The 23,573-nt window shown below is 63.2% G+C and carries 19 protein-coding genes; 10 read left to right on the top strand and 9 right to left on the bottom strand.

The features are described 5' to 3' along the window. Window positions 1-20: 20 nt before the first annotated feature. Genes ACM6IP_RS10530 through ACM6IP_RS10500 form a run of 7 tightly spaced genes read left to right on the top strand, consistent with a single transcriptional unit; the run spans window position 21 to window position 6,515 of the window. Complete coding sequence (locus ACM6IP_RS10530) at window positions 21-1,244, top strand: type II and III secretion system protein family protein (protein WP_414861452.1); 1,224 nt, start codon at window positions 21-23, stop codon at window positions 1,242-1,244. Continuing rightward, on the top strand, window positions 1,241-2,437 hold the full coding sequence (locus ACM6IP_RS10525) for an AAA family ATPase (protein ID WP_414861451.1): 1,197 nt from the start codon (window positions 1,241-1,243) through the stop codon (window positions 2,435-2,437). The genes ACM6IP_RS10530 and ACM6IP_RS10525 overlap by 4 nt, the downstream gene beginning before the upstream one ends. Continuing rightward, window positions 2,434-3,708 carry a CpaF family protein gene (locus ACM6IP_RS10520; RefSeq protein ID WP_414861450.1) on the top strand — a complete coding sequence of 425 codons (1,275 nt, stop codon included), beginning with the start codon at window positions 2,434-2,436 and terminating at the stop codon, window positions 3,706-3,708. The genes ACM6IP_RS10525 and ACM6IP_RS10520 overlap by 4 nt, the downstream gene beginning before the upstream one ends. 18 nt (window positions 3,709-3,726) lie before the next feature. Further along, the gene (locus ACM6IP_RS10515) at window positions 3,727-4,611 is read left to right on the top strand and encodes a type II secretion system F family protein (RefSeq protein ID WP_095170197.1); all 885 of its coding nucleotides are present in this window, start codon (window positions 3,727-3,729) and stop codon (window positions 4,609-4,611) included. Between the two features lies 1 nt (window position 4,612). After that, complete coding sequence (locus tag ACM6IP_RS10510) at window positions 4,613-5,497, top strand: type II secretion system F family protein (RefSeq protein ID WP_401130300.1); 885 nt, start codon at window positions 4,613-4,615, stop codon at window positions 5,495-5,497. Window positions 5,498-5,507: 10 nt separating this feature from the next. Continuing rightward, the gene (locus ACM6IP_RS10505) at window positions 5,508-6,227 is read left to right on the top strand and encodes a tetratricopeptide repeat protein (protein WP_095170195.1); all 720 of its coding nucleotides are present in this window, start codon (window positions 5,508-5,510) and stop codon (window positions 6,225-6,227) included. Window positions 6,228-6,245: 18 nt separating this feature from the next. Beyond that, window positions 6,246-6,515 carry a DUF3613 domain-containing protein gene (locus ACM6IP_RS10500; RefSeq protein ID WP_095170194.1) on the top strand — a complete coding sequence of 90 codons (270 nt, stop codon included), beginning with the start codon at window positions 6,246-6,248 and terminating at the stop codon, window positions 6,513-6,515. Window positions 6,516-6,533: 18 nt separating this feature from the next. Here the strand turns inward: ACM6IP_RS10500 and ACM6IP_RS10495 are convergent, their stop codons facing one another. Together ACM6IP_RS10495 and ACM6IP_RS10490 are read right to left on the bottom strand one after the other, a co-directional pair. After that, entirely contained in the window at window positions 6,534-7,325 is a 792-nt protein-coding gene (locus ACM6IP_RS10495) for a response regulator (protein ID WP_414861449.1), read from the bottom strand. Window positions 7,326-7,450: 125 nt separating this feature from the next. Beyond that, complete coding sequence (locus ACM6IP_RS10490; protein ID WP_159993561.1) at window positions 7,451-7,921, bottom strand: prepilin peptidase; 471 nt, start codon at window positions 7,919-7,921, stop codon at window positions 7,451-7,453. A gap of 75 nt (window positions 7,922-7,996) precedes the next feature. Here ACM6IP_RS10490 and ACM6IP_RS10485 point away from each other — a divergent pair, with 75 nt between their 5' ends. Beyond that, window positions 7,997-8,443, top strand: a complete 447-nt coding sequence (locus ACM6IP_RS10485; protein ID WP_320333558.1) for a TadE/TadG family type IV pilus assembly protein — start codon at window positions 7,997-7,999, stop codon at window positions 8,441-8,443. Next, on the top strand, window positions 8,440-11,184 hold the full coding sequence (locus ACM6IP_RS10480; protein WP_414861448.1) for an ATP-binding protein: 2,745 nt from the start codon (window positions 8,440-8,442) through the stop codon (window positions 11,182-11,184). Before ACM6IP_RS10485 ends, ACM6IP_RS10480 begins: the two co-directional genes overlap by 4 nt. On the opposite strand, the gene ACM6IP_RS10475 is transcribed toward ACM6IP_RS10480, so the two are convergent. From ACM6IP_RS10475 to pbpC, 6 genes are all read right to left on the bottom strand, one after another. Further along, window positions 11,181-13,133 carry a pilus assembly protein TadG-related protein gene (locus tag ACM6IP_RS10475; RefSeq protein WP_414861447.1) on the bottom strand — a complete coding sequence of 651 codons (1,953 nt, stop codon included), beginning with the start codon at window positions 13,131-13,133 and terminating at the stop codon, window positions 11,181-11,183. The two genes, ACM6IP_RS10480 and ACM6IP_RS10475, sit on opposite strands and share 4 nt — an antisense overlap. A gap of 104 nt (window positions 13,134-13,237) precedes the next feature. Beyond that, window positions 13,238-13,795 carry a DUF4136 domain-containing protein gene (locus ACM6IP_RS10470; protein WP_095170190.1) on the bottom strand — a complete coding sequence of 186 codons (558 nt, stop codon included), beginning with the start codon at window positions 13,793-13,795 and terminating at the stop codon, window positions 13,238-13,240. Between the two features lie 40 nt (window positions 13,796-13,835). Next, on the bottom strand, window positions 13,836-14,456 hold the full coding sequence (locus ACM6IP_RS10465) for a DUF4136 domain-containing protein (protein ID WP_095170189.1): 621 nt from the start codon (window positions 14,454-14,456) through the stop codon (window positions 13,836-13,838). A gap of 23 nt (window positions 14,457-14,479) precedes the next feature. Further along, window positions 14,480-15,229: a methyltransferase gene (locus tag ACM6IP_RS10460; protein WP_095170188.1), complete on the bottom strand. Its 750-nt coding sequence runs from the start codon at window positions 15,227-15,229 to the stop codon at window positions 14,480-14,482. Beyond that, window positions 15,229-15,531 (bottom strand): MazG-like family protein, encoded by a 303-nt coding sequence (locus tag ACM6IP_RS10455; RefSeq protein ID WP_095170187.1) that lies wholly within the window; start codon window positions 15,529-15,531, stop codon window positions 15,229-15,231. The genes ACM6IP_RS10460 and ACM6IP_RS10455 overlap by 1 nt, the downstream gene beginning before the upstream one ends. A gap of 249 nt (window positions 15,532-15,780) precedes the next feature. After that, window positions 15,781-18,117, bottom strand: a complete 2,337-nt coding sequence (gene pbpC, locus ACM6IP_RS10450) for a peptidoglycan glycosyltransferase PbpC (protein ID WP_414861465.1) — start codon at window positions 18,115-18,117, stop codon at window positions 15,781-15,783. A gap of 126 nt (window positions 18,118-18,243) precedes the next feature. Here pbpC and ACM6IP_RS10445 point away from each other — a divergent pair, with 126 nt between their 5' ends. Then, on the top strand, window positions 18,244-18,537 hold the full coding sequence (locus ACM6IP_RS10445; RefSeq protein WP_095170186.1) for a hypothetical protein: 294 nt from the start codon (window positions 18,244-18,246) through the stop codon (window positions 18,535-18,537). A 34-nt stretch (window positions 18,538-18,571) separates the two neighbouring features. On the opposite strand, the gene ACM6IP_RS10440 is transcribed toward ACM6IP_RS10445, so the two are convergent. Next, window positions 18,572-23,473, bottom strand: coding sequence for an alpha-2-macroglobulin family protein (locus ACM6IP_RS10440; RefSeq protein ID WP_414861446.1), 4,902 nt, complete (start codon window positions 23,471-23,473; stop codon window positions 18,572-18,574). Window positions 23,474-23,573 lie beyond the last annotated feature (100 nt).

The following is a 23,573-nucleotide window of genomic DNA, read 5'->3' as shown; positions in this document are numbered from 1 at the left end:
TCGAGCAAGGATGCATCTTTATGCAAAGTCGTTCCGTGCTGCTCTCCCACCGCTTGATCTGTGCCCTGCTCCTGGTGGGCATGCCGGTCGATGTCGCCCTGGCAACGTCGGGCAATTGCAGTGCACTGGACCAACTGCCCGCAGTGTTGGAAGTGGGGGAAGGATTGCAACAGGTCCTGCAATCCCCCGTGGCGATTACTCGCCTGGCCATCGGTGATCCGAAAATTGCCGACGTTCACCCCAGCGGCAGCAATGCCTTCCTGCTCACCGGGATGGCCCCTGGCGCCACCAGCCTGATGGTCTGGACCGCCTGTTCGACTGCGCCGCGCCAAAGCATGGTGTTCGTCCAGGGCAAGGCCACGGCGGCCATGACCCGCGCTGCCGAACTGCCCACCGAAGACCCGCTGCTGCCCAGCCAGGTACAGACCGACATTCGTTTTGTGGAAGTCAGCCGCACCAAGCTCAAGGAAGCGTCGGCCTCGATCTTCGGGACCCGTGGCAACTTCCTGTTCGGCTCCCCCAGAACCCTGCCCACCATCGATGGCGTGGTCCAGGGACGCTTGCCGGTGAACAACGACCAGTTCAACTTCTCCTGGATCGGCGGCAAGACCATGGTGATGATCAATGCCCTGGAAGGCAGCGGGTTTGCCTACACCTTGGCCCGCCCCAGCCTGGTGGCGCTGAGTGGCCAGAGCGCGAGTTTCCTGGCTGGCGGCGAAGTACCGATTCCGGTTCCCAGTTCCGGCAGCGACAACGTGTCCATCGAGTACAAGGAGTTCGGGATCCGCCTGACCCTGACCCCGACCATCGTCGGGCGCAATCGGATTTCCCTCAAGGTGGCACCGGAAGTCAGCGAGCTGGATTTCAGCAACGCCGTGAACATCGCCGGCACCCTGGTTCCAGCGCTGACCATCCGGCGTACCGACACCAGCATCTCCCTGGCCGACGGTGAAAGCTTCGTCATCAGCGGCCTGATCAGCACCCGCAACAGTTCCCAGGTCAACAAGTTTCCCGGGCTGGGGGACATCCCGATCCTCGGCGCGTTCTTTCGCGACTCGACCATCAACCGCGAGGAGCGCGAGCTGCTGATGATCGTCACCCCGCACCTGGTTCAACCGCTGGCTGCCGATGCCCAACTGCCGTCCCTGCCGGGTGAAAAGCTGCGCAACTACGACCCGAACTTCTATCGCATGTTCTTCCTCGAAAACGGCAATTTCGACAAGCGCAGCGGGTTATCGCAATGAGCCAGAGCCAAAGCCTGAGCCAGACCTTTGTTGCCATCACGCGCAACAGCACCGACCTTGAGTGGCTGCAAGGAGCACTGGCGCCCCTGGGCCAGGTAGTCAGCGCTGGCGTCGGCAGCCTTGACGAGTTGCTGGCACTGGTCGACGTGACCTTCGCCAGCCTGGTGTTTGTCGGCCTGGACCGCGAACACGTGGTGGCCCAGAGCGCCCTGATCGAAGGCGCCCTGGAAGCCAAGCCGATGCTGGCGATCGTCGCCCTGGGCGACGGCATGGACAATCAACTGGTGCTCAACGCGATGCGCGCCGGAGCACGGGATTTTGTCGCCTACGGCTCACGCTCCAGCGAAGTCGCCGGGCTGGTTCGGCGCTTGAGCAAGCGACTGCCGCCGGTGGTGCCAAACACCCAACTGGGAGGGTTGAGCGTGTTGTTCGGCACCCAAAGCGACGCCGACGGTGCGCTGTTATCCAGTCACCTGGCGCTGGTCGTGCAAAAGAGTGGCCAGCAGACCCTGCTGCTGGACCTGGGCTTACCCCGCGGCGACAGCCTGGCCTTGCTCGGTCTGGAAAGCTCGTTCCACTTCGGTGACGCGCTACGCCACCTGCGGCGTATCGATGCAACCTTGATCGACAGCGCCTTTACCTGCACACCCAGCGGCATGCGCATCCTCGCCTACGCCAGCAACGACGAACCGCTGGAGCACACCAGCGCCGCCGAGCTGTACATGTTGCTCAGCGCCTTGCGCCAACACTTCCAGCACATCGTGGTGAACCTCACCGGCCAGCCCGACAGCGAAGCGGTGCGCACCTTCGTCAGCCACTGCGACAAGTTGCTGTGGTACACCGACCAAAGCGTGCTCGACTGTCGACGCAACCTGGCCGTGCTCAACCTGTGGCGTGAAAAAGGCATGAAGCTCGAACATGCCCAACTGCTGGTGGATCGCTACCTGCGCAACGTTGCCCCCGACTCGCAAACCCTGGGTAAAAGCTTTGGCCTGGAAGTCATGGCCACGCTGGCCTTCAGCCCAGAGGTACGCCTCAACGCGAAAAACCAGGGAATAACCCTGTTCGAACTGGCCCCCCGCGAAGGCCTGACCCAAGCCTTGCGCAGCCTGGGAGAACGGCTCGCCCGGCGCTCCGAACACCCGGACAAACCCAAGGCCAACTGGCTGAACCGTCTGCGAGGCAGCAAATGAGCGGCGAAAAACTGTTTGGCGCCACGGCCCGGCCAACGGTCGGCAACAGTGACCACGAAGGTCTGAAACTGGCCCTGCACCGCTACATCATCGACGCCATCGAGGAGTCCGGGAAAAACCTCCTGGAAGGCTCGCGCCAACTGCTGGCGCAGTTTGTCATCGACAAGGTCGCCGACTACATCGCCCGCCTGCACCTGGCCGTTTCCCGCTATGAAATGGAGCGCTTGGCCGAGGAAATCGTCGATGAGCTGACCGGTTTCGGCCCCCTCGAAGTGCTGCTGCGCGACCCCGCCGTGACCGAGATCCTGGTCAACGGCCCGCACCGGGTGTTCATCGAGCGCGATGGGGTGCTGCACCAGAGTGACCTGCGCTTCATCGATGCACACCATGTCGAACGGGTCATGCAACGCATTCTCGCACCCTTGGGCCGGCGCCTGGACGAGTCCTCGCCGATGGTCGATGCGCGCATGCCCGACGGCAGCCGGGTCAATGCGATCATCCCGCCGATTGCCCTGGACGGCCCCTGCCTGTCGATTCGCAAATTCCGCAAGGACATGCTCAAGAGCAGCGACCTGATGGCCATGCAAACCATCGACCAGGCTATCTTCGAATTCATCCAGGAAGCCGTCGGCCGCCGCTGCAACATCCTCATCAGTGGTGGTACCGGCACCGGCAAGACCACCTTGCTGAACATCCTCAGCCAGTTGATCAACCCCCACGAACGCCTGGTCACCATTGAAGACATCGCCGAACTGCAACTGGGCCATCCCCATGTGGTGCGCCTGGAAACCCGCCCGCCGAATGCCGAGGGCCATGGTGAGGTCAAGGCCAGCGACCTGATCCGCAACGCACTGCGGATGCGCCCGGATCGCATCATCCTCGGGGAAATTCGCGGCGTCGAAGTGCTCGACGTGCTGACCGCGATGAACACCGGCCACGACGGTTCGATGAGCACCGTGCACGCCAACAACGCCCAGGACGCTTTGTTGCGCCTGGAGACCCTGGTGGGCCTGACCGGCCGCCAGATCGCCGAGCGCACGCTGCGCCAGATGATCTGCGCCGCGCTCGATGTGGTGATCCAGTTGACGCGCATGCCCGACGGTCGACGCTGCGTCAGCGAGGTGGTGGAAGTGGTGGGCATTCGCGATGACATCTACGTCACCAACACCCTGTTCCGCCTCGACCGCCGCACCGGCTTCGGCTTCCTGCGCGAGGCGCTCAATCCCGCTGGCGACAAGCTGCGCCGGGAAGCAGGTCTGACACTCAACTGACCCGGCGAGGCCACCACAATGCTTGCACCGCTATTGCTGAGCCTGATTTGCCTGCTGTTGCTCGGGTTGTCGATCCGCCTGTTCTTTCAGGGTGTGCGCCAAACCGGCATTGAGCGTGTGATGAACCGCCTGGCCCAAGGGCAGCCTCAGCTTGAGTTGCAAAAGACCCGCTGGAGTGGCCTGGAGCGCGCGTTCCTGCGGGCAGGCCTGGGGCGCCCGACCGAGCGCCTGGGCCTGTGGCTGATGCTCTGGAGCCTGTCGATGCTGATCGGTTTCGCCGTGGCTGGCTGGTCGGGCCTGCTGGCATTGTTGCTGCTGCCGCCGCTGGTGCTACGACTGTACATCGCCTGGCGCTATCAACGCCGTTTGCGACGGATGATCGAGCAACTGCCGCAACTGCTTGACCATACCGTGCGCAGCCTCAAGTCCGGAAGAACCCTGGCGGACGCGGTAATGGGCAGTATCGAAGCCAGCGCCGACCCACTGAAAAACGCCTTGGGCCGCGTGCAGCGCAACGTGCAACTCGGGGTAAATCTACCCGATGCCGTCCACGACTTTGCCGAACTCTACGACCAGGACGTACTCCGCATGTTCGCCCTGGGGCTGAAGGTCAACCATCGTTATGGCGGCAATGCCAGTGAACTGTTGGAGAACCTGATCAAGCTGATTCGCGAGCGCGAACAGGGGGCACGGCAACTGCGCGCGATGACTGGCGAAACTCGCTTGACCGCCTGGGTCCTGGGGCTGCTGCCGATTGGCCTGGCATGCTACTTCCTGATTACCAACCCCAACTACATGCTCGGTATGTGGCACGACCCCAGCGGCCAGCACATGTTGATCAGCGCGGTACTGCTGCAGATTTGCGGCTCCCTGGCGCTGTGGCGCATGTTGCGGAGTATTTGAGATGGTGATCCTGATCAGCGCCTTTTTGTTGCTTGCCGCCGCACTCCTGGCGCTGGGCAGCGTACTGGCGCAACGACGGCGCGAGCGTCAGGTAGCGCAACGCCTGCAAGGCCAGATGGTGCGCGACAACCGTCTGAGCAGTTACCTGCGCGTACTGGGCGACAACAGGCTCAGCCAGCGCTCGGTAAGCACCGACAACGAGACCCTGGCCTTGCTCGCCCGCCTGGGTTGGCGTCGCGCCAGTGACCGCTCGTTGTTTGCCGCGATCCAGGTCGGCACGCCCTTGCTGGTGCTGGGGCTGGCGGTATTTTTGCGCGAGGTTTTTTTCCCCGCCGCCAGTCATCCCTGGTTAGTGCCGCTGTTGCTGATGGGGGTTGGCTACCTGCTGCCAAAACGGGTATTGGCTTTCGCGGCCAAACGCCGGCAACGGATCATTGCCAAAGAAATCTCTACCTTCATCCCCTTGCTGCGCATCCTCTTCGAGTCAGGCATGGCCGTGGAACAGGCCCTTCGGGTGTTGAGCACGCAAGCGCAAAAACTGCTGCCGGAACTGACCAGCGAACTGCGCCTGGTCCTGGCCCGGGTCGACTCGGGCCTGGAACTGGGGCAGGAGTTGAACCAGAGTGCAAACGTGTTGGCCGTGGATGAATTCAACGACACCTGCGTGATCCTCCAGCAACTGATCCAGCAAGGTGGCGGGGCAATGAAATCGCTGCTGGCGCTCAAGCAACTGCTCGATGATCGACGCCTGACCCACCAGCAGGAATACATCTCGAAAATGTCCGCGAAAATGTCGGTGGTGATGATGCTGTTTCTGTTTCCGGCCTTGCTGATCGTTCTGGGTGGCCCAGGGTTCACCGCCATTGCCCGCGCGTTCGGCTCTTAGGGAGAAGCTGATGAGAATATTGATGCTTGCAACAAGTCTGTTGATGCTCACGGGTTGCGCTACGGGGGGACCAACCCCCTGGTCGGCGCTGACGGCATCGGGCAGTTGCGCCCGGCTCAATTCCGAGCAGGAACTGGCGGTGAACCTGGCCGACGACATGGCCAGCGACGGCAAGCTGCACGCCAGCCTGGCCAACCTGGAAAAGCTCCCCGACAACCTCAACGAAGTGCGTTTGCGCAAAGCCCGGGCCTATCGCCTGCTGGGGCGCAGCGAAGCCGAGCCGCTGTATCGCAGCCTGGTCGGCAGCTGTGTGTCGGCTGAAGCGGAACACGGCCTAGGCCAGTTGTATGCGGCTCGCGGTGATAACGGCCAGGCCCAGGCGCACCTGCAACGAGCTGTGCGCCTGGCGCCTACCAACGAGAAAATCCGCAATGATCTGGGGGTGGTCTACCTCAACCAGTTACGCCTGGACGAGGCCCGTTTCGAATTTCTCACCGCCATTGAACTGAAGCAGAGTGACCCCTTGCCGGCGGTCAATCTGGTGACGCTGCTGATCTATCAGGACAACTGGAAGCAAGCCGCCGAAGTGCTCAGCAGTGCCGGCCTGAGCCCGGAACAATTCACCGACGCCCGGGCCCACGCGGAACGACTCAAGGCACCGGCCACCGTCAGGGCGACAGCCAGCGACCGGGTGGCTGCGGCCGACACCACAGCGATCAGCCTCAAATAACCCGCAGGAGAACCGCAGATGAAACGAGCGACTATTGGCTGCCTGGTCCTGCTGGGCCTGCCCCTGAACGCCGGGGCGATTGAATCGGGACCAGCTTCGGCACAACAACAGGAAACCGAAGGCTGGCTGGTGCTGCAAAGCAGCAACCAGGCTGCCTCCGCCACACCCCAGACCGCCACCGCCACCGAGCGCGAATTGGCTCTGCAGCGTTGGCTGAAGAAGTACAGCTATAGCATTCCGGATTTCTACGATCAGGACAGTGCCGGCGAGATGTCGTCCGGCAACTGAACGGCGGACCGCCCTCGACTAATGCGCGGTCACTTGCTGGCGCATTCCCGAATTGCTCGGCGACAACGCCAACGCCAACTGCGTGCGGTTATGCATGTGGGTCAAGCGCAGGACCTGGGACACATACAGCTTCACCGTGTTCTCGGTGATGCCCAGCTCACAGGCGATCTGATAGTTGGTCTGGCCCTTGCCGACCAGGCGCGCGACGTCCAGCTGACGGGGTGAAAGCTGGTTGAACAGGGCCGGGATCTGAGCTTGCCCTGCGGCACTTGCGGCGTCGGCTGCGAGGGTATGCGAGGCGTCGGCCGACGGTGCCCGGCGGGCTTTGTCGATGTCCTGGTAGAGGTCGTTGATGGTTTCGGAAAGGTGCTGCAGCTTCTGGTTCAAATGCCCCAGCTGCAACTCCTTCTGCCGCTCCTGCAGGGCTGCTTCCTGGCGCTGCAGCCCCTCCAGCAGTTCATTGAGGTTGATCGGTTTCTGGTAGTAGTCCGCAATCCCGGCCCGCAGCGCCTTGATCACATCCTGCTTGTCGGCTCGCCCAGTGAGCATGATCGCTTCGAACGCTCGGTGCTTGCCCGCCACACGCTGGAGCGCATGCACCAACTCGATGCCATCGAGGTCTGGCATGCGCAAGTCACAGAGCACCAGGCCGATATCGGTGTCCTGGCAAAAGAGCTCGATGGCCTGTTGGCCGGACTCACAGGGAATGCAGGAGTAACCGCTGTTTTCGAGGAATTCGCAGAGCTCTTCAACAATCAACGGTTCATCGTCGACCACTAATACTTTTACTGCCGATGGGGACTTGTTCACGCGCCACTCCATGCTCAGGCCGAAGGTTGATGATTGCTGTACCTACAGCCGGGAACTGTACAACTTGTGATCTGAAAATAGACGTACTTCCTGACTATGTACATAGCGATATAGCTGCACGGAGCCTATTGAATCCAGGCCATCGTCAGAAACATGCCGAGGAAAACGAACGGGGCAAAAGGTGGGTTTTTTGACAGCTCAGGTGCAAGAAACACAACACGCTTCCTAAGTCCTTGAGCCATAAGTGGCCAGACCGTTGGCGCCAATAACAGCCAGAGGGCACTCAGGACCCCGGCACCGATAAAACTGCCCAGCAAATGGACCGGCTCGGTGGCCAAGCCGATCGTCGCCATCATCTTCACGTCGCCGGCTCCCATCCGTCCCAGCGCATAACCGGGCAAAGTGAACGCCACTGCCAGAAGGAAAGCCCAGCCCCCCTGCTCGGCCGGTGCACCCAGCCAGGTGGTGCCGCTCCAGAGCAAATAGGCCAATGCCGCAGCCCCCGCTCCCAAGGTCAGGCGATTGCCAATGTGGCGTTGCTGGACATCCTGGACCGCGCACAGCGCCAGCCAGATCATCAGGACAAGACTGTGCATCAGGGAATAATCGTCCATGTGGGCGGAATGATTCTATGCTCAAGGCACGTCGTAGTAGTCAGGGTAGACGCACTCATGAAAACAGACCTGCCACACAAACAAAAAGGCGCTGTCGCCATTGAGTTCGCCTTGGTGTTCGTGATTTTTTTTGCGGTGTTCTACGCCATCGTCAGTTACAGCGTGCCGCTGTTGCTGATGCAGTCCTTCAATGAAGCCACGGCCGAGGCGGTGCGGCGCAGCGTCGCCCTGGACCCCAATACCAGCGACTATCCAACCGCGGTGGTCAACCTCGCCAACTCCGTCCTGCAGCAACAACTGTCCTGGGTGCCCAAAGCCTTCAACCTCACCTACGGCACTGGCGGCGATGCCAAGGCGGTCTACAGCGCCGGCCAGTTGACCGCCAGCGTGAGCTACCCCACCAGCAAGCTCAACCAGGTGATTCCGTTTTTGGTGTTGCCGGGAGTAGGCACGGTTCCCAGCCTGCCAACCAGCCTGAGTGCGCAGTCGAGCATTCAATTTTGAGTCCTGCCGGCAAGCTGTTCGGACGACTGTTGCAGCGTTCCCCTACCCTGCCACTCGACACCCTTGCGCACACGGTGATGCCCAGCGTGGGGCTGCAATTGCACCTGGACTCGCAAGGCCGGGTGCTACAGATCAGCGGCCCCATGCGCCATTTGCTCGCCCATCGATTATCGGGCAGCACCGCCCTGCACCTGAGCGACTACCTCCTGCCCGGCAGCCGGCTGGCCGTCGAAGGCCCGCCCAGCGAATGGCACGGACACAGCCTGGACCTGGACTTCACAGGTCTTGGTGCAACCACCCTGCACCTGCGCGGCTGGGCACAACCGGCTGAGGATGGCTGGCTCCTGCAACTGCTCGACATCGGTGATTTGCTGCAAGAGCGGCAACAGGCCCAGGCCCGGGATACCTGCCAGGCGCTTGCCGCACGCTGCAGTGAACACCTGCGCCTGTGCAGCCTGTCGCGCTTGCCACAGGTTCTGCGTGAGCAATTGCAGGACCTGGCCCAGCAGTGGCGAATCCCCTGTGTGGCGATTGCCCTGCTCGATGAGGCGCAACAGGACTGGCGGATCCACAGCCATTACCACGCCCATGATGCTCCCCGGCTCTGGCACATCGATCAGTCGCTGGGCAGCGCCCTGGACAGCCTGGACGGCAGTCGTCCCCACGCGTTGCATGATGCTGCAGGTGTCAGTCTTGCGCCGCGTCTGCGGGACATTTTTGCCGATGCCGAAGGCTTGTTGGTGCCGTATCGCGACGCCCACGGGATCGGTGCCTGGCTGCTCTGTGGTTTTTATCCGGCAGTGCAGCCTGCGCCAGCCCTCGGTGAGCGTGACTGGTTGCTGCTGCTCGCCGCCCTGGCCGCGCCGCTACTGGGGCGCTTGCGTGAGCAGCAACAACAGCAGCAACTGCAACGCCTCGATGCCCTGCAAGGGCTGCTCGGCAGCGGCTGGTGGGAACTGCACGAGGGGGTGCAACTGGCCCCGCAACTGGCCCGCAACCTGCACCTGGAACACGCGCGATTGTCCCTCGGCGAATGGCTGGCGGTGTTCCATCCGGTCGACCGTGCCGAGCTGCAGAGCCGCCTGCAGGACCTGCTGCAGGGCGACCGACCGCTGCTACTCAGTGTGCGCCTGCAAGCTCGCGACGAGTTCCAGGCGCCGATCTGGTATCGCCTGCAAGGCCAGCTGTTGCAGTTGGGCGAGCAACGTCGGCCAGTGGGGTTCATGCTCGATATCAGCGACATCAAGAACCAGCAGCAACAGGCCGCCGCCGCCCATGCCCGGCTGGACAATCTGATCGCCAGTTCGCCCGCGGTGATCTACGTACAGCGGTATGAGGAAGGTGCACTGCAACCATGCTTTTTCAGTGACAGCCTGCTGCCGCTGCTCGGCTGGCAACTGAGCGAACTGACGGAAACCAGCCTGATCGAGCGGATTCACCCTGACGATCGCGACCTGTATTTCGCCCGCACCCGCCAGCTGTTGCGCGAAGGCAACGTGCGTGCACGCTACCGCATGCGTGACCGGGCCGGCGATTACCACTGGCTGTTGGATGAGGCCCGGTTGCTGCGCAATGACCTGGGTTTGCCAGTCGAGGCGGTCGGCCTGTGGCTGGACGATACCGAAGCCACCCTGGCCACCGAGCAGGTCCGCCAGAGCGAGGAGCGCTACCGGATCCTGGTGGAGGATTCGCCGGCGATGATCTGCCGTTATCGTCCCGACTTGACGCTGACCTTCGCCAACCGTCCGCTGGCCAAGTACCTGGAATGCCCGCCGGAGCAACTGCCGGGAGTCGACCTGGGCAGTTGGTTGTCAGCCGAGCAGCGCGTTGCCTTCCTGCTGCGCATCCAGCAACTGACGCCGGAGTTCCCGGTCAGCACCGCAGAAATCAGCCTGCAACTGCCGGGTCGCGAACACGCCTGGTGGGTGTGGTCGGACCGCGGCGTGTTCGATGAACAGGGGCAACTGCTGGAAGTCCAGGCGGTGGGCCGCGACAACACTGAAGTGCGGCGCTCGCAGCAACAGCTGATGCAAAGCGCCAAAATGGCCACCCTCGGGGAAATGGCCACGGGCCTGGCTCATGAAATCAACCAGCCACTCAACGTCATGCGCATGGCCATCGTCAATGTGCTCAAGCGCTTGAGCAACGGCGAGGTACCGGTCGACTACCTGCAGGACAAGCTCAGCCGGATCGACACCCAGGTCCAGCGCGCGGCGCGGGTGGTCGATCACATGCGGGTGTTTGGCCGGCGTTCGGAGATCGAGCAGCAACCGTTCAATCCGGCGCAGGCAGTGGAAGGCACCTTGGCCCTGCTGGCCGAAGGCATGCGCGGCAAAGGCGTGGAGTTGCGCATCCCCTCCCTCGACTTCGAGGTACAGGTCCGCGGCCATGTCGATCAACTGGAGCAAGTGTTGATCAACCTGCTGGTCAATGCCCGCGATGCCCTGTTGAGCAAGCGTGAAGTGCAGCGCGAATTCGAACCCTGGATCAGCCTACGCGCCGAAGCCGATGCGCGCGTGGTGCGCCTGTGGGTCGAAGACAACGGCGGCGGCATCGACCCGCGCCTGCTGGAGCGCATCTTCGAACCGTTCTTCACCACCAAGCCGGTGGGTGTCGGCACCGGCCTGGGGTTGTCGGTGAGCTATGGCATCGTGCAGAACATGGGCGGCCAGTTGAGCGTGCTCAATGCCGAGCAGGGTGCATGTTTCTGCATTGAGTTGCCGATTGCCGGGGCGCGTTAGATTGCCAATTGCGCTCCACCGCCCGAATGACAACTGAGGTTGGCACCAATCTCCGCGTTCCCCAGGCTGACCCCCAGGGCCTTGAGCAAGGTGTTGACGAGCGGGTCCAGCAACGGCCCGATGAATCCCCGTACGGCGTTGACCAGTATGCCGCTGATTTGATTCAACAACCCCGCCACCTGCGCCAGTGCATTGCCGGTGATATTGCCGCTGGGCGGAACATAGGAGGTCACCTGCAGACCGCTCAACGTGTTGCCCAGACTCGTAAGGATGTTGATCGAGTCTATCGCTTGATACTGCGCAGGCAGGCCGATATTGGGGGGTAACGGATAGACCAGGCTTTGTGTGCGCTGGCCGATAGTGGTTTGCGCCTTGAGCCCCAGTCCTCCGCCCTTACCCAGCGTGACCGGGCCACAGCCTAGAATTCCAGCGCAGGTTCTGATGCCGATATCAATCAGTCGCACAGGTTCAACGGCGATGGCTGCGGATGAGGCAAAGGCCTGGACCGGGTCAATCTTGCCGATGCCCAGGTTCGCGATGGAGGTGGTTGCCTGGACCGTCACGCTCTTGCTGGCCTCGCTGGCGCAGTTGTAATCGGCAAGGTAACTTTCGGCACTGCCGGCTTCCAGACTGATATCCAGCCTGGAAGCAATCGACAGGACGGTGTTATCGCAAGGCGCTATGACCAGGCATAAAAGCGAATTCACCACGCCCACCAGATTAAGATGCAACAGGTTGTTCACGACCCCCGAAACCGGCGTCAACAGGTCGGGAAGCGCCGATACCAACTGGGAAATGGTCTTGAGTATCGGCAACTCGATGGAAACCAGGGCCCTGACCTGGGCCGTCCGGACAAAAATCTGGTCCTTACCGGTGGCCAGGCCAGCCTTGGCCAGCGCCGGATTGCCGATCGTCGACAACTGTGGCGGCTCGATCACCTTGAGCTTCACCCCCACTTTGCCGATCAACGGAATACTCACCTCAGTCGAGACCGCAGCGGCACTTTTACTGTTGGCCAGTTGGGCGACCGCCTGGACCAGCTGGAAAACCTGCACATTGGAATCCAGACCCGCCGTGGAAGCCCCCGTCTGCACGTTCAACACCTCCCCCAGCTTGAGTGTCTGCGCCGCGCTGGAAATGTTGCTGATGGACTGCAGCGCCTGCACGGCAACCTGGGCCGTTGCGCCGCCTTTGCTCAGGACCTTGATCGCCGCGTTGATCAATTGCGTAGGCGACACCGCCGTACTGAGCAGCGTTTCGTAGTCACCGGCGTTCAGGAGCAAATCCACCGCCAGCTGATCCAGGTAGCTGAGCAGCTTGATCTCGGTTTTGACCAACCCGTCCCAACCGACGGCGCTCAGCTTCAGATTGCCCCCCAGCATGCCGCCGATCAGCGCATCGAGCAGGTCCGACTTGGTGCTGTCGATGGTGCCCAGGATGGTGCGGATAGTCAGCATCGCCAGGGGTGAGGGTGACGCGGCAACGGCGGTGGCGGTCAGCCCGGTGCGCAATGGCAGCGGTCCCTTGGAAAACAATGCCGCCACCCCGGAAGCGATGCTCCTGGGCACGGAATTATGAGCGACGACTCGAATGGCGTCTGACTTGCTGGGATCGACGCTGAACCGCCGCAGGTTATCGCTACCGGTGGCGAGGGTGCCGCATTCAATCGCAAGAGTTTGCTCTGCGTTGACACTGAACCCGTTGCGCGCTGCACTTTGCGTCGCGTAGGTCAGTGCTGTATTGCCCGCCTGACAATGCCCACCGCGGGTCACTGCTTCCAGCGCGGCGGTGTCGACCACCCGCTGCAACTTGCGCTGCTCCAGATACAGCCGACCGCTGTCGACCACCAACAGCGCAAACAATAGCGCCAGGCCCAGGGTCATCGCCGCAACCAGGCCGATGGCCCCACGCTGGCGACTTCGACCGCGAAAGCATGAACGAGGAGACATCGAGCACTCCTTGCTACCTCCAGTAGTGCTCGCAGTGTAGTCAACGCACGCGCGCAGCGCTGGCAAGTTGCCAGTGCCGCTGCCAGATAGTCCGTCAGGCGTACTTATCTTGGCGGATAGTTACTCAGGATCCGCGTCACGGTTTCACGAATCGCATTGCTGCGATCGCTGGGATTGGGGGAGCTGCTGAGCATCTGTTCGTCACTGCCGCGCCATACCAACTTGCCGTCCTTGCCGTCCAGCAGGTCGATCTGGATGGTCGCGACCTTGTAGCTGACATTGCGGGTTTCGTTGTACATCGGTGCGCCCCAGTAACCGTTCCAGGGGTTGCCCCAGGCGCCGCCGTAGTTGGTGGTGACCTGTTGCTGGCGCTCTTCGATGATCAGGTAGGTCTGCACATTAAGGTCACCCTTGCTGCTCCCGGCTGCCGGGCGCAAGCCGCGCTGGTCGAGCTGATCGGCCACCGACTGGCGAATGCGTTGCTCGGTGAGGTCGCTCTGGATCCGTGGATCATCCGGGCGATATTGCAGGGCGGGCTCCTTCCAGGTCCAACTGTGGTAGGCAGCGAAGTCGCGGCTGGCGTCAAAGTCGTGATTGATCTGGTTGGACTGGCAAGCACTGAGCAACACAGCACATGCCACGAATGCGAGACGGCGGAACATGGTTTTTCTCCGGTGCAGGCCCGCACACGAATGCGAGTCATTAAGAAGGAGGATACGCCGCTACGGCCTTTTGAACAGCTTCTCTTAATGCGTCACCGCGTTCGCGTTGCGTTCCATCGACGCTGGTTTCAGCACTGGCACTCCACACCGGTTGGCCGGTGCCCGCGTCGTACAGATCAACCCGCACCACCAGCACCTGGATCTGGTAGGTGCGCACAACGGGCACCGTGTTGTACATGCCGACGCCACTGCCATAACCGTTGCCATAACGGTTGTAACCGCCGTAGGCGCCATAGCCGTAATCATCCTGCACTTGCTGCAAGCGGGTTTCCTGGTGCAGGTCGGCACTCACCAGCAGGTCTGCCGTGCGCTGGTCATGCAAGGGGCGCAGGCCTCGCTGGTCGAGGGCGTTGCTCACGGTTTCGGCGATCTGAGCCGAGTCCGCCCAGGCCGAGCCATTGGGCATCTGGCCGTCGAGCCAGGCCCAACTGCGGTAGCGACTGAAGTCTCGCGGAGCCGCAGGGTAGGCGCTGCGATCAAACGTCTGGGCCGCTTGTGGCGGCGCCGGTGGCAAGGGCCTGGAGCTGGCGACATACGGGTTGCTGCCCTGGCAGGCGCCAAGCCCCAGGCACACGGCAATCAATCCAAGGCGGCGTTTCATGATGCCCTCCACGGGTATTGGGGTCAGGCCGGGCGGCAGATCCAGTGCAGGTAACGTCCCAGCCCGGCAAATGTCGGGTGCCGACGGTGCGCCAGTTCCATCTCCAGCAAGTCGAGCAGTTCGGCACGGGCCTGGAATTCCACGGGCATGTAGTCATGGAAAACCCGCACTCCACTCTGGGTTTCGACCGTCCACAGGCCCTGCAGTTGCGTCGCCAGTTCACGCGGATCCAGGGGCATCTGTGGGGTCAGGCTCTGCTTCTCGCCCGCCATGTCGTTCTTGCGCATTTTGCGGAAGTGACCCTTGAGCAGATTGCGGTAAATCAATGCGTCGCGGTTGTAGAACGCCAGCGACAACCAACCGCCCTGCGCGGTCAGTTGATGCAGCACCGGCAGAATCGCATGGGGTTCGGCCAGCCACTCCAGCACCGCATGGCACAGCACCAGGTCATAGGGCTCGGTGAGTTGGCCGAGCAGTTCCTGCCAGGGCGCCTGGATGAAGGTCGCAGTTTGTCCGGCCTCGGCGAAACGCTGGCGCGCCCCTTCGAGCATCGGTGCGGCCGGCTCGGCCAGGGTCACCTGGTGGCCGCGCTCGGCCAGCCACAGCGACATGTGGCCCAGGCCCGCGCCGATGTCCAGCACCCGCAGCGGGCGGTCCGGCAAGGTTTCCGCCAGGTCCGCCTGCAACACCGCGAGGCGGATCGCGCCTTTGGCACCGCCGTAGATTTTTTCCGCGAAACGGGTCGCCAACTGATCGAAATGACGGTCGCTCATCAGCTGAACCGCCGTTCGCTGTCGGCCAGCTTGCTGCGCACCACCTGCTCCATATCCAACCCCAGTTCGCTGCACAGCAGCAGGAGATAAAGCACGATGTCCCCCACTTCCTGCCCGGCGTGGGCCAGGGTGTCGGGCGGCAACTGGCGCGACTGGTCTTCGCTCAGCCACTGGAATATTTCCACCAGCTCGGCCATTTCCACACTGGCGGCCATGGCGAGGTTTTTCGGGCTGTGAAATTGCCGCCAGTCATTGCGGTCGCGGATGCTGTGCAGGCGTTCGGTCAGTTCAACAAGGTTCATCGGGCTCTCCTGAAGGCGTATAGCTTCGGGCGGATGACCGCAGGAAGCAAGCTGTCGCTACGCGACAGATCGCGAGCAGACGCAGCACTGCCGACTCGCCCCTGTGGGAGCTTGCAAATTTTGTATACACCGTCCAAACCCGTAGCAGCTGCCGAGATCTGTGGTGTGGCGCAGATCGTCATCGCGGGCAAGCCCGCTCCCACAGGCTCCACCGTATTCAGCACAGCTCCGTCTGCTCACGCTGGCGCTCTAATCGACGACATTGAACTCGACCCGCGCCGTCTGCCCGCCCTCATCCAGCACGCTCAATTCAACCCGTCCAAGCTGTTCGAAAGTCGCGTTGATGCTGTCCTGGTTTGCGCTGTCACCCAGCGGTGCGCCGTTGACAAACCACCAACGCCGACCGCTGCCCCCCAATGCCGACAACTTCAGGCGCAGCAACTCCTGGCTGGCGGCCGGGCGCCGTAGTTGATCACCCTCGCGCACGCCGACGATCGACAACGGTGAGGATGCCGCCAGCAGCGGACCCGGGCAATCCGGATCGTTGGCCGGCAAGCGCGCTTCGCGCCGTTCGACCCGCGGCAACCAAGGCTCCAGCGGTGCCGGCCACAAGGCGATATCCCGGGCCACCGCCCCCGGACACTTGGCGTCGACTCGCAGCCCACGCTCGTTAACCCAGATTTTTTCCACCAGGCCCACGCCCAGGGGCTGGTCCATGGCTTGCAAGGTCGGCGGCGTGGTGCCGTCCAGGGTCCAGGCGAAGCGCTGGCGGCGGCAGTTGGGGTCGGTACGGCTCATGGGCTGTCCCAGGGGCCAGCAGATCGCAGCCACCCCGACGTTCAAGGGCACCGGCTGCACCGGGGCGCTGATGCCACGCTGACTGTCACGGTTGATCAGCACATCGTGTACCTGCAGCATCAGCGGTGCCGCCGAGGCCAGGCCAAACTGCCCGGGCACCGGGGTGCCGTCCGGGCGGCCGATCCAGACGCCGATCAGGTAACGCGGGCCGACGCCAATCGCCCAGGCATCACGAAAACCATAGCTGGTGCCGGTTTTCCAGGCCAGCACCGGGCGCTGCACCAACTCGGCTCGCGGGTCACGGTCGGGGCGCGCCTGCCCACTGAGAATGCGCCGCACGATCCACGCCGAACCCGGCGACAGCAGCGGCCGTTCGCGCAGTTCGTCGTCGGGCTGCAAGCGGATAGTGGCGCTCTTGCCGCCACGGGCAAAGGCGCTGTAGCCGCTGACCAAGTCCTCCAGCCGGCTCCCGGCACCGCCGAGGATCAGCGACAGGTTGGGCTCGGCCAGGGGCGGCAAGGCCAATGGCATGCCGCCGATGCGCATTTCGGCGGCAAAGCGTTTCGGACCGTAGGCTTCGAGCAACTGCACCGCCGGCAGGTTCAGGGAAGTCGACAGCGCACTGCTGGCCGGCACCGGGCCGCTGAAGCCCATGGAGAAGTTGCCCGGGCGGTAATCGCCATAACGCCGGGGCACGTCCTGCAGCAGCGACTCGGAATGGATCAGCCCGGCGTCCATGGCCATGCCATAGAGGAACGGCTTGAGCGTCGACCCCGGCGAGCGCAGGGCGCTGATCATGTCGACATGGCCGAAGCGCCGGGTGTCGTTGATGTCCACCGAGCCCAGGTAGGCACGCACTGCCATGCTTTGTGCCTCGACCACCAGAATCGCCGCCGAGGTGTGCTCAGGCAGGCGCGCGCGCCAGCCCAGCAACAGGTCCTCGAGACGCCGCTGCAAATTGGCGTCGAGGGTGGTGCGAATCAGCGGCGGGCTGTGCGGGCGGTTCAAGCGGCGCGCCAACAAGGGCGCCAGGCTCGGCTCCAGGCGGGGCGCCAGCAACAAGGGTTCCTCCAGGGCCTCGTCGACCGCCGACTGCGGCCACACGGCAAATTCACCGAGCCGGCGCAGCACCTTGTCCCGCGCTACTTGCGCGCGGGCCGGATGGCGGTCAGGGCGCAAGCGACTGGGCGCTTGTGGCAACACCGCAAGCAACGCCGCTTCGGCGTGGGTCAGGTGCTGCGGTGACTTGCCCAGATACGCCCAACTGGCGGCGGCCACGCCTTGCAAGGTGCCGCCGAACGGTGCGCGATTGAGGTACAGGTTGAGAATCTGCTCCTTGGACAAATGCCATTCCAGCTGGGCCGTACGCCACAGTTGCCGCGACTTGCCCAGCAGCGTCCGCGGATGGGGATCGAGCAGACGCGCCACCTGCATCGACAGCGTGCTACCGCCGGACAACACCCGACCGCCGCTCAGGTTCTGCCACGCCGCGCGGCCCAGCGCCAGCGGGTTGACCCCGGGATGCTGGTAGAACCAACGGTCTTCGTAAGTCAGCAGTGCCTGGAGGTAATAGGGCGAGACTTCGCTCGTCTGCACCGGGTAACGCCACACGCCGTTGGCATCGGCGAAGCGCCACAGCGGCGTGCCGTCTTCGGCCAGCACCACCCGCGCCAGATCGTCCTTGGGCAGGGGCAACGGCCAGAGCCGGTCGGCCAGCCACACCAGGGCCACCAGCAGCACCACGCTGCCCAGCAGCCAACGCCACGCCCGCTTGCACCACGAACCCAGGCGCCGCGTTAGTATTGGAAAAATCAAACCCGCAAACCTCTATGCTTCAAGGGAACTCACCCACAGATTCAACAGCCAAAGACTCAGCTCTGGCACCCACGCCCACTCTTTCATCAGGATGCACACATGCAGGTAGAAAGCTTTTTCGAATGGCTCGGCCAGGCGCTGGGGTCGGTCATCCGCTTCATCGTCGACATACTCAGCGGGTTGTTCAACACCTTGAGCCACGCTGGCGGCAACTTTGTCGAAGGGCTGTCACAGGCGCTGGGCATGGACACTTCGATCGTCAGCATCCTTGCGCTGGTGGTCGGCCTGTTGCTGCTGTACTCGGCCATCCGCGCCTTCATGCGCGCCTCGATCATCGGCGGGATCATCTGGCTGGTATTGGGGTTGTGGGTGTTGAGTTGGGTGATTCACTGAACCACCCAACCCCTCGTAGATAAAGCCGCAGCATTCAACGGCCCTTGATTACCATCTCTGGCACCGTCTCACCCACCGCCTGCCAGTTCGGCCGGTACATCGACTCCACCTGCGGCGGCGGTACACGATAGGTGCCGGGCGTAACCGCCCGCGCCAGATACAGCAGGTGCGTGGTGCCATAGCCGTCGAGGTTCAACGCTGCGACGTAACGATCGTCACGGAACTCCTGGTGCTTGAGGCTGGCGTTCTGCATCGACTCACGCCACTCCTTGACCTTGCTGCTGGCGTTTTCCAGGCTTGCGGCGCTTTGGGCCAGGTTCTGGTTTTCCAGCTCCAGGCCGGCCGGCAACAAGTCCACCACCAAGGCATCCGGCACGCGCTGCTTGGCGCTGACGGCGATATGCACCAGTACCAGGTCGCCGCTGGCCAACGCCTTGAGGTCCAGCGGCTGGCCGTTCATGCCCAGGTACTCACGGCGGATGTTCAGGTTCTCGCCACCCGGTGCCGGCGCCTGCAGTGGATAACCGGAGATGGTCAGCTGTTGATAGACCGGCTCGCTGCCGGCATTGCTCAGCGTCAGCGGCGAGGCCAGCAACGGCCCTTGCAACTTGAGCCCAGGCTGGGCGTTGTTCAGCTCACGGGTTTGCGTGCCACTGCTCAACTGCGCAGTCCAGTTGGCTTCAGGCTTGCCCAGCAAACTACGGCCGGCGAGGAACAGCGAGTTGCGCTCCTGGGTCGACAGGTACGGGCTGGCAGCCAACTGGTCGGACAGCTCGAACAAGCGCTCTTCGCGCTTGCCCTTGTCCAGGTCATATTCCTGCAGCAACGCCAGAATCAGCGCCTGGTCCCGCAGCGGGCTGCCGTAGTCGGCCAGCCAGTCGTTGGCCTTGCGTGTCGCCGCAAGCCCGGCGACCAGAGCCTGGCCGGCACGTGGTTGATCGCCCATGAGCTGCAGGGCCACCGACAACTGCACCAGTGGCAACCCGGAACGGGCATCGCTGCGCCGCTCGAACAGACTGCGCAGCGCGCCCAAAGGTGCCTGTTGGCTGCGGGCCAATACCAGGCCGGCATAGGCCTGCACCGCAAACCGCGTGTGCTCGGCGTTTTCGCTATAGTCGACTTCGATCAGGTTGCGCTCCTGCAGGTAACGCAGCAGGCGCTCGTTGGCTTTTTTCAGGGCATCGGCCGGCACGCCGAAACCCTGGTCGCGGGCGCGCAGCAGGAAGTCGGTGACGTAGGCTGTCAGCCAGTACTCCTCTTCCCCGTCGGCACCCCACAGGCCGAAGCTACCGTTGTAACGCTGCATGCCCAGCAAACGTTCGATGCCCAGTTCGATCTTGCGCTTGCGCGCAGCTTCCGGCTCGCCTTCCAGGCCCAGGCGTTTCAGGCTCGCCGCGTCGGCATACAGCGACGGGTACAGGCCGCTGGTGGTTTGTTCGGAACAACCATAGGGGTAGGCTTTGAGTGCACGGATCTGCTCGCCCAGGTTCAGCGGTGGCCGGCTCGACAGGCTGAGCAAGGCTTCGCGCCCGGCCGGTTCGAACAGTGCCAGTTCACTGTCAGGCAGGCTCCAGGGTTGCTCCTTGAGTACCGCGCGATAGTGCTTGAGCAGCGCCGGATAGGCCGGCCGCACGCCCAGGGTCCACTCCCGGGTAAACGGCGGCAGGCTCTCGCCCGGTAAGTCGAGGCCGTTGACCAGCACCTTGACCTTGCCCTGGCCAAAACCACCGAGGGCGCGCAGGGGAATGCGCAAGGTGGTGCGCTGGCCCGGGGTCAACGCCACACTGTGGGCCGCCGTGTCCACCAGGGCCAGTTGGCCCTCGGTGCTCAGTTGCACCTGCAGCGTCTGCGCCTTGCCCGAGAGGTTCGACAGGTCCAGCGCCAGGCTGGTCTGGTCGCCGCCAGCGAGGAAGCGTGGCGCCGATAGTTCGGCGATCAAAGGCGCGGCGATCACCGTCTTGGCTTCGGCCATGCCGTAGCGATCGTCGGTCCAGGCCTGGGCCATCAAGCGCAGTTCACCGTTGAAGTCCGGAATATCGACACTGACCTGACCTTCACCCTGCTCGTTGAGGGTAACCGGCGCACTCTGCAGGGCGACGATGGTCACGCTGGTGTCCGGGCGTTTGCCGCCCTTGGCCAGCGCCGCATCACCACCAAAGGCCAGGCTGGCCAGACGGCCTTGGCCGGCTTCGATCAATTGCCCGTAGACGTCCAATTGGTCAGCGCCGTAGGCCTTGCGTCCAAACAGGCTGGAGTAGGGATCCGGGGTCGGGTACTCGGTGATATTGAGGATGCCGACATCGACTGCAGCCAACAGCACGTGCACCTGTTTTGGCACGCTGCCGTCGGCATTCCTGGCCTGGATCTTCACGCTCAGCGGCTGTTTGGGGCGCATTTTTTCCGGTGCACTCAGGCTCAGGCCAAGCTTGCGCTGGGTCCGATCCAGCGGCAAGTGCAGCACGCCGACCGCACGTTTGGGGGTGACGTTGGCCTTGCGCTCACCGGGACGAATCACCAGCGCGCTGACATACAGATCGTGCCGCGACCATTTCGGATCGAGCTTCACGGCAAAACTCTTGCCCTCGGCCGGCACTTCGATTTCCTGCCACCACAGCGGGCCATCGGCCGATTCCACCAGCAGATAGCCTTTGCCGGCCGCCGGTGGCGTTACCGTGACCGTGGCCGTGTCGCCATCGGCATAGGCCGGTTTATCCAGCGCCAGTTTCACTTGGTCCGGACGCACTGCCCCGCCTTCGGCGTTGTCCTGGGCACGGTAGCCGGCCCAGAAGCGCAGGCTGCTGGTCACCCCGGTCTGTGGGTCTTCGACTTCCACCCGATAAGGGCCCCACTCCACCGGGAAGCTGACCTTGGCCGTGTCACCGGCCTTGATGCTCAGGGTCTCTTCGGCAAGGTTGAGGAACTTCTCGTTGAAGTGATAGCTCCAGCCATCGTTGTCCGAGTAGTTCCAGTAATAGTCACGGCGCTCGCGAATCAAGCGCACCTTGAGGTTGTCGGCGGCCAGCTTCTGGCCCTGGTTGTTGGCCATCAACAGTTCGAACTCGACCGGACCATCGCCGTCGGTTTCCTCGCCATCGAACAAGGCGCGCAGCCCCGGCATGCGCTCGGCCGGCCACACCGGTTGCACCACGCGCCGGGTAATCGGCCGGCCACCGGACTCCTGCAGGCTGGCCTGGACGATCAGTTGCAGCGGTGACTTGGCTTCGGCCCATTTGCTGTCGAGGGAGATCAGCACTTCGCCGTCTTCGTCCAGCGCGGTTTCCTCCAGCTCCAGGTCCTGGCTCAGCTCCTCTTCGGTCACCGAGCCGAATTGATAACCCGGCAGGCTCTTGACCGCCTCACGCAGCGGTCGCACGTAAACTTGGCCACTCAAGCGATTGCCGGCGGCCGGCGCGCCGTAGAGATAACGACCATTGACGCTGATTTGCGCGGTGTCGCCCGGTTTGATCGGTTGCTCGCTGCCCTTGAGTTCGAGGGCCAGGCGTTCGGGCAGGAAGTCTTCGACGAGAAACTCGTAGAGTTGTGGCTTGCCGTCGCCCAGGTCGAACACCAACTGCCAACGCCCGGTCGGCGCTTCGCCGGCCAGCTGCAACTGATACTGATACAGACCGGAGGCATCGGCGTCCCAGACGAACTTGCGGCTGACCTGCTCATCCGGGCGCCGCACTTCGACACTCACCGGCTGCGACTTGACCGCGTTGCCGTCGGTATCGCGCAGCAGGGCGTTGAGCAGCACGGTTTCGCCGGGGCGGTAGAGATCCCGCGGGCCGAACACGAAGAACTGCAATGGATGGGACTGGGGGCCGCCGATGTTGAACTCGGCCAGGTCCAACGCTGCACTGTTGAGTCGCAGCAGGCTGGTCTGCTGGCCCTGGTGGGCGATGAGCACTTCGGCTTTTTTCGGCAGCGGCAACTGCGCGTGGCCGCCCTGCCCGGTCTTGCCCTGGCCGACCACGCGGCCGTCGCTGTCGAGCAACTCCAGGCTGACATCGTCCAGCGCCTTGCCGCCCTCCAGGGCTTGGGTGAACACGTCCAGGCGGTTCTGGTAGCGGTGCACCGAAAGCCCGATGTCACTGAGGGTAAACAGGGTCGCCGGTTGCGAATAGTTGTACGTGCCCGAGGCGCGCATGACCGCCAGGTAGACGCCCGGTTGCTGCAGCGGCTTGAGGCCGGCGATCGGCAACAGCAGGGTTTCACGGGTGTTGCGCGCCGGGTTCAGGTCAAAGCGGCCGCCATACACCAACTCGGCCATGGGCAGCAGTTCACGGGATTCATAGCTTTGCAGGCTGTTGTTGCGACCCCATTGGGCGAGGAACGCTGGCAGCGATTCGGATTTGATCCGGAAAAATTCGACGTCGACCTTGTCGACATTCAGGGCAATCACCGGCAGGCCTTCGGCCAGGCGCGTCGGCAGCAGACTGCCACGGCTGGCAAACCCTACGGTCGGTTGCAGGTCGCGGGTTTCCAGGCGGCTGACATATTCGCCGGTCAGCTTGGCGTCGTTGACCGCCAGCAATCCGGCATCCACCGTCAGCACCAGCTTGCGCTGCGGCTCAAGGTGACGCAGGCGCAGCTCCATCAGGTTGTCGGAAAGCTCCCAGGCACCATCGACCTTGCCGCTTTTGCTGTCGACCAGGTGCAGCTTGTCGGCGAATTTCTGCTGGGGGTCCAGCGGCACCGAAAAGCTCACCGACAGGGTGCTGGCACCGTCGAGCTGGATTTCCGAGACATCCACCACGCTCAACTCACGGCCGGCGTAGCGCTGCTTCAGCGCCGCCAGGTCTTGCCCGGTGTGCGTCTTGGCGGCGCTGACCGTGGCCGCCGGTGCGGAGCTGGCCGGGGGTTGGCCGGGCGTCGATGAATCGCAGGCACTGAGCAAGGTCAGCGCAGCGGCCAGAAACAATCCTTTGTTAAGCATGGGGCACTCGTGGGCAGGAGTATCGAAGGGTTGAACTATAGCCCAAGCGCTTGCCGGGCTGGAGTGATTGACCGACGGTTGGGTGTTTGGTTCTCCGCCC

Source organism: Pseudomonas sp. IT-P176, from assembly GCF_949767245.1.
Taxonomy (GTDB): domain Bacteria; phylum Pseudomonadota; class Gammaproteobacteria; order Pseudomonadales; family Pseudomonadaceae; genus Aquipseudomonas.
This window is presented reverse-complemented; position numbering and strand designations above follow the sequence as displayed.